We start from the raw sequence: 13085 nt of genomic DNA on the forward strand, positions 1-13085 counted from the left end.
AAATTAATGCAATTAACTAGTTCTGGTAAAAGAGGAAGAATTAACGCTTTGGTTCCACGTGGTCTAGTTGAGAATTTTGTAGATATTCTTTCTACACCTGTAACTCAAGAAGGTTTATGCCCTTTGAGCATTTCCTGGGAAAGGGGCAAAGTAATTAAAATTGAGGGTGCTCAGAATTTAGGGAAAACTGTCTCCAAGCTTTTACTCCCTCGTTTAGTAGAACCTCATGCCCATATCGATAAGGTTTTTACCTGGAAAAATTTCAACAACTTGATGGGTACTTATGAAGGGGCTCTTACAGCAAATTTAGATGAACTCCAGAGCAGAACTCCTCATTTGGTTCATCTTAGAGCCGAGAAAGCATTGCATTTGGCACTTAGAAATGGTCTTAGGTCAGTTCGTACTCATATAGATAGTTTTGGATTAAAAGGGCGTGAAACTTGGGAAGTGTTATCGCGATTAAAAAAAGAGTGGAAAGGCTTGATTGAATTGCAATGTGTCGCTTTAGTTCCTTTAAATTATTGGGGAACAGTCGAAGGACAGCTTTTTGCGACTCGTGTGGCAACTGAAAATGGATTATTAGGAGGAGTTCTAGTCCCTCCCTTTGATAAAAAAAAATCTTTTATGGCATTATGCGACCTTATTTGCCTTGCAAATGAAATTGGTTGTGGTTTAGACCTACATATTGATGAGGCAGGAAGTTGCCCTGGAGTAGGAATTAAGCAACTTCTTCGAGTATTAGATCAGGTTAAGACAGAAGTTCCCATTACGTGTAGTCATGCCAGCAGTATGGGATTACTTCGGCCAAAGCCATTGAAATATTTTTCAGAACGATTGGCTCATCATCAAGTTAGTGTAGTTGCTTTGCCTCTAACAAATGGATGGTTATTGGGGCGTAGAGAAAAAGAGACACCAATCAATAGACCTTTGGCTCCTATTAAGCAATTACAGAATGCAGGAGTTATTGTTGCCATTGGTTGTGACAATGTTCAGGACCCATGGTTCCCCCTAGGAAACCTTGACCCTATTTCTTTGATGTCAGTTGCTATGCCATTAACTCAGTTGGCGCCATGGCAAAGATTAGGATTATCTCCATTTACAACATCAGCATCATCTTTGATAGGTCTCAAGTGGGATGGAATGATTTACCCTGGATGTCCTGCAGACTTTGTTCTACTGGATGCAAATAGTTGGTCTGAAACTTTGTCTACAATTCCAATGAGAGAACATATTATTAATGGCGATTTTTACGATAAAAACATGCTTCCGATAAATCAAAAATCTATTAATTTGGAGACATGACTACTTCTCTTAAATCCCAACTTCTAAAAAAAGAGCTTTCAGGAGTTGAGGGCCTAAATATTTCAGACTCTCAGAGAGATATTGAAAGATTTTCCAAGGATTTCTTTGATTATTCACCTATACTTTTTGAGCAGCTTAATACTTGCCTAGCTGATCTCATTGTAAAGCCAAGTTCTTTAGAAGCAATCATTGCGGTAGCGAGGGCTTGCAAAAAGAATAATGTTCCTCTGACCTTGCGTGGTTCAGGTACGGGGAATTATGGACAATGCGTTCCTCTAAATGGTGGTGTTGTCATGTTGATGAGCGAATTTAAAAAGATAAGGCGGATTGACCCTATCTCTGGCGAAGTTACGGTTGAGTCAGGATGTCTTTTGAGAGATCTTAATAATCAACTTGCTACAAAAGGTCGACAATTAAGGATCCTTCCAAGTACCTGGAGAAGTGCTTCTATTGCTGGATTTGTCTCGGGTGGATCAGGGGGGATAGGGTCGGTTCGCTGGGGCTTTCTGAGAGATCCTGGGAATTTATTAGGTTTAGAAATTATTACTGTGGAGGACTCCCCTAGAAAATTAACTTTAGATGTAAATAAATCGGAGCCATTAAATCATGCGTATGGCACAAATGGCATTATTACAGCTTTAACGCTAGCAACATCACCATTGATTGAATGGCAAGAAGTAGCCATTGATTTTAAAGACTGGATTGATGCTGTTGATTTTATGAGAACTGTTTCTCAAGCTGCGATTGAACTTTTCCTTTGTAGCTTGTTGCAAAAAGATATTATTGAACAAATACCTGCATGGAGTGGGAAATATAATGGTTGCCATCGCCTTTTGATATTGGTTGCATCTGATGGGTTAACTACACTAGAGCGATTGGCAACTTCAGCTGGAGCTATCTTTAATTATTTAGGTCCTGAGAATGAGAAACAGGGAACAGGGCTAAGAGAGTTGACCTGGAATCATACGACTCTGCAGATGAGAGCCGTTGATACGGATTGGACTTACCTACAAATGTTGCTACCTCAACCAGAACTAAAAGCAATGAATTCATTGAGTAAAAAGTGGAGAAAAGACTTGCTATGGCATTTGGAGGCTGTGAGACAACAAGGCTCTCAAAGACTAGCGGCTTTGCCTTTAGTGAAATGGCGAGGTAAAAAGTTCATGGATCAATTAATCCATGATTGTCGGGATGCAGGAGCTATTATTTTTAACCCTCATACTATTACTGTGGAAGATGGAGGCCTTGGAGTTATTGATGTTGACCAAGTAGAAGCTAAAAAACTTTATGACCCAGAAGGAATCCTTAATCCAGGAAAACTGAAAGGTTGGCTCCATTAATTCTTTGAAAAATTGATTACCTGTCTTTCTATAAGATCTCCAATTAGATAAATAGATCCTGTGATTACAGTAATTGGAGTGTGGTGATCGTGTTCCTTACCAAAGATCATAGATAATGCATCCTCAACACTTTCTACCTCTATCATTTGTTTTAGATGATTAGGAGAGATTGCAGATATCTCTTCTCTCTTCCAACTGAGAGCACCTGGAATTGGTGTTATCCATGCTAAATCGTTTTGCTTTAGCAAAGAGGAAATTATTTTAGGAGCATCCTTATGTGTTTGAATTCCAAGGATCCAATTGACTCCCAATTCGTGGCCTTCCCACCCCTCTCTCTCTTTCGAGAGTTGATTTGCGGCATGAGGATTATGAGCACAATCAATAAAAATAGAGAAATTATTCCAAGTGACTCTTTGAAATCTTCCAGGCCAGCTTGCATTAGCAAACCCTTCTTTTACTTTTGATTCATCTATAGTCCATCCAAAATGTTTAAGAGCTTCTAGTGCTCTTTTAGCTACAGCGGCATTATGTGTCTGGATCTCTCCGGGTAATCCTAATATCCACTTCGTTGATAGTGGCGGAACAAAGTGGAGACTTGCGTTCTTTTTGGCTACTTCATCTCTTAATACTTCTTCCACTTCAGGGTGTTGCTGTGCGCTTATTACAATGCTATTTTCCCCTATAATAGAGGCTTTTTCTTTCGTGATTGCTGTCAAACTATTTCCAAGGTATTCACAATGGTCTAGCCCTATTCCAGCCATGGCAATGATAGGGCGGTAAGGATGAGCTGTTGTTGCATCTAGTCTTCCCCCAAGACCAACTTCTAAAACTATTAAATCTACTTTTTTTGAATTGAAATAGTCTAGAGATGCCGCTATTAATGACTCAAATGGTGTTAGGTGGTTCTTTTTTATAAAAGGCTGTAGCTTGATTAAAATACTTTTCAGTTCATCTTCTGAGATGACGTCTTGAGTAGTACAAATTCTTTCGCACCAACTCACTAAATGAGGAGATGTCGCGATACCTGCATTGATGCCTAAATATTGTAGGCTAGCTTTTAAGAAACTAGCTATTGATCCTTTACCATTAGTTCCTGCTATTTGAATTGCTGGGATTCTTTTACAAGGTTCTCCCATCTCCTTGAGAGCTATCTGTACCCTTTTCAGATTTAGATCCACCCTCTTCTCTTGAAGAGCTGGCATCAGTCTCTCAATGTCTTTATTTATATGATTCTTGTTTTTTTGCAATTACACAAGAACTTTAAAAGCCTCTTGGAGCCTTTTTACTAATTCATAGATTTCTTGTTTTTTAATTATTAACGGAGGTACCATGCGAACTACTTTTGAACCAGCGGGAACAAGAAGAAGCTTTTTTTCGATAGCGGCAGAAATAACTTCTTGTGACGTTAGTAATAGATCTTCTTTTATTACGAGCCCTTGCATTAAGCCTAAACCTCTTATCTCTTGGATCTGGTTAGGAAATTGTTGTTTTATTCTAGAAAGTCCTTTTTTAAGCTCGTCTCCTCTTTGTTTGACGTTATTTAGGATATTGCGTTTTTGAATTTCTTTGGCAACAGTTAAACCCGCTCTACAGGCAAATGGATTACCTCCAAAAGTGCTTGCATGATCACCAGGGGTAAAGATGTCAGCAGATTTTTTTGCAAGTAAAGCTCCTATTGCATGACCACCTCCTAAACCTTTTGCAAGAGTAAAAATATCAGGTTCTATCTCTAAACTTTGATATCCCCAGAGATATCCAGTCCTACCCATGCCAGATTGAACTTCATCAAAGATGAGGAGAATTTTTTTCTCTTTGCAAAAGCTTTTTAAATGTTTAAAAAAAGTTTTATCGCCAGGCCTTACACCACCTTCTCCTTGTATGGGTTCAATTAGAACGGCTACTACATCTGAACTACGCTCTTCTAATTCTGCAAATAACTTTATAAATGATTCCCAATTATTGTATTTAAAAAACTTAAAGCCTTCAACAACTGGCTCAAAGCCACTATGGTATTTAGGTTGTCCAGTAGCACTTACTGCAGCAAGGGTTCTTCCATGAAAACTTTCTTCAGCGGATAATATTATCGGTTCCTTTATTCCAAGTTTTGTGTGTCCATATTTTCTTGCCAATTTTATAGCGGCTTCATTTGCTTCTGCACCGCTATTACAAAAGAAAATACTATCCGCACAACTATTTTGGACTAACCATTGACCGAGCTCTTCCTGTTCAGGGATTGAATATAAGTTTGAAATATGTTGGAGTTTCTTTAATTGTTTTGTTAGTGCACTTGCTATAGCTCTATTGCTGTGTCCGAGACTGCAAGTTGCGATTCCTGCTACAGCATCAAGATATTTCTGATTATTTTGGTCCCATACCCAGCAACCTTTTCCTTTCGTGATCCTTAGTGGATAACGTGTATATGTCCCCATTAATGAAGTGGGAGCGGTCGGACTCGAACCGACAAACCCGAAGGTGCCGCATTTTGAGTGCGGTGCGTCTACCAATTCCACCACGCTCCCTTGTTTTGATTAAGTCTGAGGATATATATAAAGCTTAAGCCGCTTCTTGCTTGATGCCTAGTTTATGGTGCATTCCTAATTCATTCTTTAATTGAACATTTTTGTTGACCCTGCTTTGATTCCTTGAGATATTTGCACCAGCTTTATTTAATTTTTGTTCAAACTTTTCATAGCCTCTATCTAGATGATGTAATCCCTTAATAATACTTTGACCTTCGGATGAAAGGCTTGCAAGAGCTATTGCTGCGCAAGACCGTAGGTCTCCTCCAGTTAGATTGGTTCCTTTTAATTGATCACTTCCTTCGATTAAGGCAATAGATCCGTTTAATTGAATATTTGCACCCATTCTCTGTAGTTCCTTTACATGTTGCATTCTTTTTTCAAAGACAGTTTCTGTGATAGTGCTTTTACCTTTAGCAGTTGTCATTAAAGCCATGAAAGGTGCTTGTAAATCAGTAGGGAAGCCAGGGAAAGGAGAGGTAGTTATATCAACACCTTTTATTTCTTTAGGAATGATTTTTAGATAATTCTCTTTTTCTTCTATTATTTCGCAACCACATTCTTTTAATTTCTCTAAGACAGACGTGAGGTGCTCCTTTATTACGGGACCGACAAGAAGATTGGATCGAGTTATAGCCGCAGCTATTAAAAAGGTTCCTGCTTCTATACGATCTGGTATCGCAGTGTGACTACACCCATTTAATTTTCTTACTCCTTCAATTTTGAGTATTGGACTACCTTCACCAGTGATTAAAGCTCCCATTGAGTTAAGCATGTTTATAAGATCTTTTACTTCAGGTTCTTGAGCAGCATTTTGGATAGTTGTAGTACCTTCCGCAAGAGTTGCAGCCATTAAAATGGTTTCAGTTGCCCCAACACTTGGGTAATTTAAAGTGATATTTGCACCTTTTAATCTTTTATTTCCATCTAAAATATTTGCTGTGATCATATCCTTTTCAGTCTTAATGCAAGCCCCCAATGCTTTAAGACCTTTTATATGTTCATCTACTGGTCGAGATCCTATTTGACAGCCTCCTGGTAAAGGAATTTTTGCTTTGCCTAGCCTTGCCAGCATTGGACCTATGCAGAAAAAACTAGCTCTTAAGCAATGAACTAATTCACCGGGAAGAGTTACATCATAAAATTCTTTAGGATTAATAAATAAAGTGTGTAATTCTCTATTTATCTCTACTCCCATTTTTATAAGGATAGTTGACATGAAATCTATATCTGTAAGCGATGGAATGTTTTTAAGCTCTACCTTCTCTTCAGTTAAAAGTGAAGCAGCCATTAAAACCAAAGCTGAGTTTTTTGCTCCACTTACTTTTAAATGTCCAGAAAGCTGACAAGATCCTTTAACTGCGAGATATTGCTGTTCACTTGTTTTATTGATCGCATCCACACTAAACATTGAGTATTTCCACCAGATTTACCTGCATAATGGCAATTACTATCACTTTCGTCTAGATAGAATTATATAAACTTCTTAACTTCTTTATATATAGTTGTTTTTTTGAGAACTGAGATAATTGATTGCTGTGTTGAGAATCCATTGATGAAGGAGCTTTCGCAATATCCTTCTAAAAGATATTAATTCTTATAGTTCTTTGCGTGCATTCTTTAAAATTAAATAATAATTACCGATTCCATCTAATCTATAATTGTTATTTAAAGGAACTTAGGAGAGAAGAAAATCCAACCTGTGATCTCGAAAGTTATATCAAGTCGTCGCAACCCTTTAGTTAAAAGGTTGAAGGCAATCTCTAGTAAGCCTGGAAGAGAAGAACACTCTATGCTTTTGCTTGAGGGGACTCATCTATTAGAAGAAGCAATAAAAACTGATTTCACGCCTTTGGAAATAGTGGCTACATCCTCATGGATCGAGAAAAATACTGAGCTTTTAAAATATTTGCCTGAGAAAATATTAATTATTGAAGTTACAAAGTCAGTTTTAGAAGCCTCGTTGACAACCTTTACTCCTGACGGTGTGGCATCACTATTCCCCTTATCAGGATTGCCATCCATTCCTGATAACCCGGAATACATTCTTGCTTTGGACTACTTACAGGATCCAGGCAATCTTGGAAATCTTTTTAGAACTGCTCTCGCGGCTGACATTGAAATGTTGTGGCTGGGATCAGGCGCTGACCCTCTGAACCAAAAAGTAATAAGAGCATCTGCTGGTTCAATTTTGCATATGCCATATGAACGTTTTGGTCAGACTGAGTCAGAAGGAGTGGAATTACTTATTACTAAATTAAGAGAAGCTGTTGATAACGGTTTTCAGGTCGTTGCAACCTCTGTACCCAGTGAAAATCAATCTCAATCTGTCATCCCGTATTGGGAAATTGATTGGAATAAGCCAACTGTGTTGGTTTTAGGAAATGAAGGTTCTGGACTTCATGAAGATATAAAAAATTGCTGCAATCAAGTCGTCACCTTGCCTCATAGCAAAGTTGTTGAATCATTAAATGTAGCAGCTGCAGCCGTTCCACTGCTTTTAGAGCGGCGAAGGGCCAAAATGAAGCTTGGTATACATCAATAACAGTGAGCGAAGCCAAGTTCGACTTTGATGTGATTGTTATTGGCGCTGGTTATGGTGGCTTTGACGCTGCTAAACATGCTGCTTCTAACGGTCTAAATGTTGCGATCATTGAATCGCGAGAAATGGGTGGAACCTGCGTAAACCGTGGGTGTGTGCCCTCTAAAGCTTTATTGGCTGCTAGTGGAAAAGTCCGAGAACTGGCAAATGCTGAGCATTTATCGCGTTTCGGTATTCATGCATCCCCAGTAAGGTTTGAAAGGCAAAAAATTGCTAATCATGCAATTGATCTGGTAAAAAATATACGAGCAAATCTTACAAAAAGTTTAGAGAGAGAAGGTGTAACAATACTTTTGGGGAAAGGACGCTTGGAAGGTATTCAAAAGGTTGGCCTAAGAGAGGCTAACGGAGTTGATCGATTGTTTTCAGCTGAACATGTGATTATTGCTACTGGCTCTGATCCATTTGTTCCCCCAGGTATTGAAACTGATGGTCGTACAGTCTTTACTAGCGATGAAGCAATTAGTCTTGAGTGGTTACCTCGTTGGATTGCCATTATAGGAAGTGGTTATATAGGCCTTGAATTTGCGGATGTCTATACGGCCCTTGGATGTGAGGTGTCAATGATTGAGGCTCTTGACAGAGTAATGCCTACCTTTGATCCCGATATAGCAAAATTAGCAGCAAGAAAGTTAATTGATAGTCGTGATATAGATGCACGATCAGGGGTATTAGCTACAAAAGTATTGCCTGGGTGTCCTGTGAAAATTGAACTGTCTAATGTTAAAACCAGAGACGTTCTGGATAATTTAGAGGTTGATGCTGTCCTTGTCGCCACTGGTAGAGTCCCTCGAAGCCAAGGATTAAATCTTGACATTCTTGAGATAAAAACCAATAGAGGTTTTATCCCTGTGGATGATCATATGCGAGTTCTTTCGGATGGAAAAGTTGTTCCAAACCTTTGGGCTGTGGGTGATGTTACTGGTAAATTGATGTTAGCTCATGCTGCCGCAGCCCAAGGAACAGTAGCCGTAGACAATATTCTTGGTAGTAAGCGTGTAGTTGATTACAGGAGCATACCTGCCGCTACATTCACTCATCCTGAAATTAGTTCAGTAGGAATGACGGAAGTTGAGGCCAAGCAATTTTCTTCGGAGGAAGGCTTTGAACTTGGTCTTGTTCGAAGTTACTTTAAAGCTAATTCCAAGGCTCTTGCTGAGCTAGAAAGTGACGGCTTATTGAAATTACTTTTTAGAAAAGACTCTGGAGAAGTTTTAGGTGCTCATATTTATGGTTTACATGCAGCAGATTTGATTCAAGAAATCGCCAATGGAATAGCCAGGCGTCAAACTGTAATTGATCTTGCAAAAGAGGTGCACACTCATCCGACTCTTTCTGAAGTCGTTGAGGTTGCATATAAGCAAGCTTCACACCAATTAAAAAAATAAACCCCTATGAATATTCGCCGCCGTCCCCCAAATCCTAGTATCAAGGTTGCTAATTTAGAATATGCAATTCCTCATGTAGATGAGGAGCCTAATAATATTTTAGAGAAGATTATTTGGCAAAAGGATAAAGAGATAGAAGTTTCTCGTCAAAAAGTTCCTCTTGATAAATTAAAGTCCAAGATCTTGGACTTGCCAAGACCTAGATCTTTTATCAAGTCTTTACGTAATTCGAGTAATCATCCTGCCTTAATAGCGGAGATTAAAAAGGCAAGTCCCAGTAAAGGTGTTATTAGAGAAGATTTCAATCCAGTAGAAATAGCAAAAGCCTACTCAGAAGGAGGAGCAACTTGTTTATCAGTTTTGACTGAGAAGAATTTTTTCTTAGGTGGATTCGATATTTTAACTTCGGTAAGAAAAGCAGTAGATATTCCTTTGCTTTGCAAGGATTTTGTTATAAGTCCTTATCAGATCTATCAAGCGAGGGCAGCAGGTGCTGATGCTGTTTTATTAATCGCTGCAATTTTGTCGGATCAGGACTTAGCTTATCTTCAGAAAATTGCTTTTAAATTAGAATTATCAGTCTTGGTTGAAGTTCACAATGCTAGTGAGTTAAAACGAGTTTTTGAAATTGGAAGTTTCAGTTTGGTGGGTATTAATAATAGAGATCTGAAGACATTTCATACTGATTTAGCCACTACTGAAAATCTCGCTAAGGAGTTCGCAAAAGACTTTAGTGAAAATGAAATTATTTTAGTAAGTGAATCAGGTCTGTTTACAAGATCAGATCTAAATAGAGTTAAAGCTGTTGGAGCGAGGGCTGTATTGGTAGGTGAATCCTTAATGAAGCAAGGAGATATAAGGAAAGGCATATCTCAGCTACTAAAAGAATAGTCAGCCGGCGTAAACACCTAGAGCCAGCCAGATTGACTGAAGATTAACTAAATCTAGATTTTCTAGAAAGGTTGTTTTACTTGTAAGAGCAATTAAGAAAACAAATGCACATCCAAACATTGCCGCTCTTCCGTTGGTAATTTCGGCAAGCTTCATTCTCTTGGATTCCATAGGGGAAAATACTTACCTCAAAAGTATATCAGACTAAGGATAAATACCTAGCATTGTAACTAGTTAGCGTTTTGCTTTTTTTTATTTAGCTTGTCGTCCTTGCTTTTGTCCGAGACTCTTGACCGTCGTCACCTTGTAAATTTTCTGATTACGTCCCTTTGATAAGGCGCCCCTCTGTATACAAGCTTAGTCTTGCGCGATGAAGCTTGTGCCTGTCTGGATGTATATACAGTACGTCTGTAAGTAAGCTCTAAAATCTTTTTTGGACTCTTTCTTTCTTGTTGAAGGTAAGTGTTCTCTCTGTAAGCAAGTGATGTCATGGTTTTAGTTCAGCGAGTATCACTCAGGTCCCCGTTCCATGGACTGATTTGAGCTGCGCCCTATACCTTAAGGCGAACGTTTTGTAGCTATTGCTACAAAACTATATTAATAAGAAAATTTATGTTTCTAGTTCAATCTGCTACAAAGCCAGGATTAATTTGAGACCTGGGCCTTTCTTTCATCATTTTGAACAGCTTGTTGAAGTAGATTCCTAGATATTAAATTGCATTCTCTTATTCTGAATCTCATGGAAATTAAAGGCTTGTTTTATTTCTTTGGTTCTTTAATGAGATGGCCAGTGCAAAATATAAAAGAGTTTTTATTATTCCATCTATATATTTTAGGCCTTTACCTAGTTACTTATCTGACCAGATCTTTATCCATAAATGCATCCTCCTTTATTTTTACAATAGGGGCAATGACTCCGTTGATGATTGCTATTTATAAAGGATTACCTTTAGATTGCTTGGATTATAAGGCCTCCATCGAAAGGGAACTTGCGGCTTAATCTCCTTTTAAATTAATATTAATTCTTTAAAAGCTATATTGATTGAATTATTTGTAAGATATTAGTAGATATCGACTTTTTTGGATCATGAAAGGTAAATAATTTAAAGATGCTAGTAGTGATTAAAGCTAGTTAAATGTGCTTGTTATCTTAAGTAAAAATTATATTTATTCCTAAAGGACTTGCATAACCTCGCTTATTTCAGGGATACTTTCTCTTAATTTTCTTTCAATACCCATTTTTAAAGTCATTGTGCTACTAGGGCATTCTCCACAGGCTCCTTGAAGTCTTACTTTTACAACTGGTCCATCTATTTCTACTACTTCCACATTTCCTCCATCGGCCAATAGGAATGGCCTTAATTCATCAAGAACTTTTTCTACATTTTCTAATGTGTATTCCATGGTTCCATTGTCCATTTAGTAAGATTGCTTTGAATGTGTTTAGCCTAGTAAGTAGAGACATGATCTGACAAACAAAGGTGGTAATTATTTGTGTTCGTCAACCAAGAGCTGGGATCAGAAAGCAATTATGACGCAGTGCTGATTGGTGCTGGTGTAATGAGTTGTACGTTGGCTGTTTTACTGAATGAGCTTGATCCTGATATGCGTGTGTTAGTTGTTGAAAAATTACATTCGCCAGGCTTAGAAAGCAGCTTTGCTTTAAACAATGCAGGTACTGGGCATGCAGCCAATTGTGAACTTAATTACACTCCCGTTAATGTTGATGGAGAGATTCAAGTTCAAAAAGCTCTTGAAATTAATAGATCTTTTGAGAGGAGCCTTGAATTTTGGGCATCAATGACTTCTCTAGGGAAATTGTCTCCAAAGAATTTTTTGAATTTTCTTCCACACATAAGTTTTGTAGAAGGAGAGTCGGACGTAGATTTTTTGAAAGAGCGTTATGAGAAATTAAGTAGATTTGAAGCGTTTTCAGAGATGGATTGGAGTGAAGATAAAAAAGAATTACAAGAATGGATGCCTTTAGTTTTAGAAGGTAGGGCAACTAATTCACCAATAGCTGGTACACGTATAAAAAGAGGGACAGATCTTGATTTTGGTGAATTATCGATTAGATATATGAATTCGTTAAAAAACAGTTCTTCTGTTCAAATTGAATTTTCTACCGAAGTAATAGATCTAAGAAAAGATAATAAAAACACTTGGAATTTAACGCTAAAGGGTTCGTCCGAGATGAGGGATGTAAGAACTCCGTTTGTATTTATTGGAGCGGGAGGGGGAGCGTTGACTTTATTGCAAAAATCAAAAATCCCAGAGGGAGAATCTTATGGCGGATTTCCTGTAAGTGGTCAATGGCTAGTTTGTGATAAATCAGATATAGCGAAAAGGCATTCAGCCAAAGTTTATGGAAAAGCAAGCTTTGGTTCTCCTCCTATGTCAGTTCCTCATTTAGATACGCGTTGGATCAAGGGAAAACGCTCATTGCTTTTTGGTCCTTTTGCTGGTTTTAGTACAAAGTTTCTTAAAAATGGATCAAAATTGGATTTGTTTGGTTCTATAACAAAAACAAATATTTTTTCTTTAATTCAAGCAGGTTTAAAAAATATTGACTTAGTAAAATATTTGATTAATCAATTAACACAAGATCATGAAGAGAGAGTGGATGTCTTAAGAAAATTCATACCATTAGTGGATAAAGATGACTGGGAACTTTATCAAGCAGGTCAAAGGGTACAAATTATAAAGAACTCTAGCCAAGGAGGCATACTTAAGATGGGTACAGAAGTTGTTTGCTCTGCTGATGGATCTCTTGCTGCATTGCTAGGAGCTTCCCCAGGAGCAAGTACAGCTGTTACAACAATGATTGAGGTCTTAAATCGATGTTTTGCTGAGAAAATGACTACAGTTGCATGGCAAGAAAAATTAAAACTGCTTTTCCCAAGTCTGAGTAAGTCATCTCAGAAAGATTCTGATTCTTTAAGAAACTTGCGTGATAGAAATGATTCAATTCTGGGCTTCTCTCAAAGTCTTTGATGTACTTCTCTTCAATCGAATGACTACTCTTTATGATTGAAAAGAATCT

At 38.0% G+C, this 13085-nt stretch carries 11 protein-coding genes and 1 tRNA gene; 6 read left to right on the forward strand and 6 right to left on the reverse strand.

The window, feature by feature from the left end; all coding sequences use genetic code 11:
• The first annotated feature begins 6 nt into the window (after positions 1–6).
• Positions 7–1302, forward strand: a complete 1296-nt coding sequence (locus SOI85_RS08910) for an amidohydrolase family protein (protein WP_320664035.1) — start codon at positions 7–9, stop codon at positions 1300–1302.
• Positions 1299–2642, forward strand: coding sequence for an FAD-binding oxidoreductase (locus SOI85_RS08915; protein WP_320664036.1), 1344 nt, complete (start codon positions 1299–1301; stop codon positions 2640–2642). Before SOI85_RS08910 ends, SOI85_RS08915 begins: the two co-directional genes overlap by 4 nt.
• On the opposite strand, the gene SOI85_RS08920 is transcribed toward SOI85_RS08915, so the two are convergent.
• From SOI85_RS08920 to murA, 4 genes are all read right to left on the reverse strand, one after another.
• The gene (locus tag SOI85_RS08920) at positions 2639–3889 is read right to left on the reverse strand and encodes a Mur ligase family protein (protein ID WP_320664037.1); all 1251 of its coding nucleotides are present in this window, start codon (positions 3887–3889) and stop codon (positions 2639–2641) included. The genes SOI85_RS08915 and SOI85_RS08920 overlap by 4 nt on opposite strands.
• The gene (locus tag SOI85_RS08925; protein WP_320664038.1) at positions 3890–5071 is read right to left on the reverse strand and encodes an aspartate aminotransferase family protein; all 1182 of its coding nucleotides are present in this window, start codon (positions 5069–5071) and stop codon (positions 3890–3892) included.
• Between the two features lie 8 nt (positions 5072–5079).
• Positions 5080–5161 (reverse strand) — tRNA-Leu (locus SOI85_RS08930).
• Between the two features lie 34 nt (positions 5162–5195).
• Positions 5196–6572 carry a UDP-N-acetylglucosamine 1-carboxyvinyltransferase gene (murA, locus tag SOI85_RS08935; protein ID WP_320664039.1) on the reverse strand — a complete coding sequence of 459 codons (1377 nt, stop codon included), beginning with the start codon at positions 6570–6572 and terminating at the stop codon, positions 5196–5198.
• A 291-nt stretch (positions 6573–6863) separates the two neighbouring features.
• On the opposite strand from murA, the gene SOI85_RS08940 reads away from it, so the two are divergent.
• Genes SOI85_RS08940 through trpC form a run of 3 tightly spaced genes read left to right on the forward strand, consistent with a single transcriptional unit; the run spans position 6864 to position 10042 of the window.
• Positions 6864–7706, forward strand: coding sequence for an RNA methyltransferase (locus SOI85_RS08940; RefSeq protein ID WP_320664040.1), 843 nt, complete (start codon positions 6864–6866; stop codon positions 7704–7706).
• A gap of 2 nt (positions 7707–7708) precedes the next feature.
• Positions 7709–9151, forward strand: coding sequence for a dihydrolipoyl dehydrogenase (locus tag SOI85_RS08945; RefSeq protein WP_320664041.1), 1443 nt, complete (start codon positions 7709–7711; stop codon positions 9149–9151).
• Positions 9152–9157: 6 nt separating this feature from the next.
• Entirely contained in the window at positions 9158–10042 is an 885-nt protein-coding gene (gene trpC, locus SOI85_RS08950; RefSeq protein ID WP_320664042.1) for an indole-3-glycerol phosphate synthase TrpC, read from the forward strand.
• On the opposite strand, the gene SOI85_RS08955 is transcribed toward trpC, so the two are convergent.
• The gene (locus SOI85_RS08955) at positions 10043–10213 is read right to left on the reverse strand and encodes a chlorophyll a/b-binding protein (protein ID WP_320664043.1); all 171 of its coding nucleotides are present in this window, start codon (positions 10211–10213) and stop codon (positions 10043–10045) included. It lies immediately after the preceding gene.
• Positions 10214–11215: 1002 nt separating this feature from the next.
• Entirely contained in the window at positions 11216–11461 is a 246-nt protein-coding gene (locus SOI85_RS08960; RefSeq protein WP_320664044.1) for a NifU family protein, read from the reverse strand.
• Positions 11462–11536: 75 nt separating this feature from the next.
• Here SOI85_RS08960 and SOI85_RS08965 point away from each other — a divergent pair, with 75 nt between their 5' ends.
• Positions 11537–13036 (forward strand): malate:quinone oxidoreductase, encoded by a 1500-nt coding sequence (locus SOI85_RS08965; protein ID WP_320664045.1) that lies wholly within the window; start codon positions 11537–11539, stop codon positions 13034–13036.
• Positions 13037–13085: the final 49 nt, after the last annotated feature.

This window comes from Prochlorococcus sp. MIT 1223 (assembly GCF_034092465.1).
Taxonomy (GTDB): domain Bacteria; phylum Cyanobacteriota; class Cyanobacteriia; order PCC-6307; family Cyanobiaceae; genus AG-402-N21.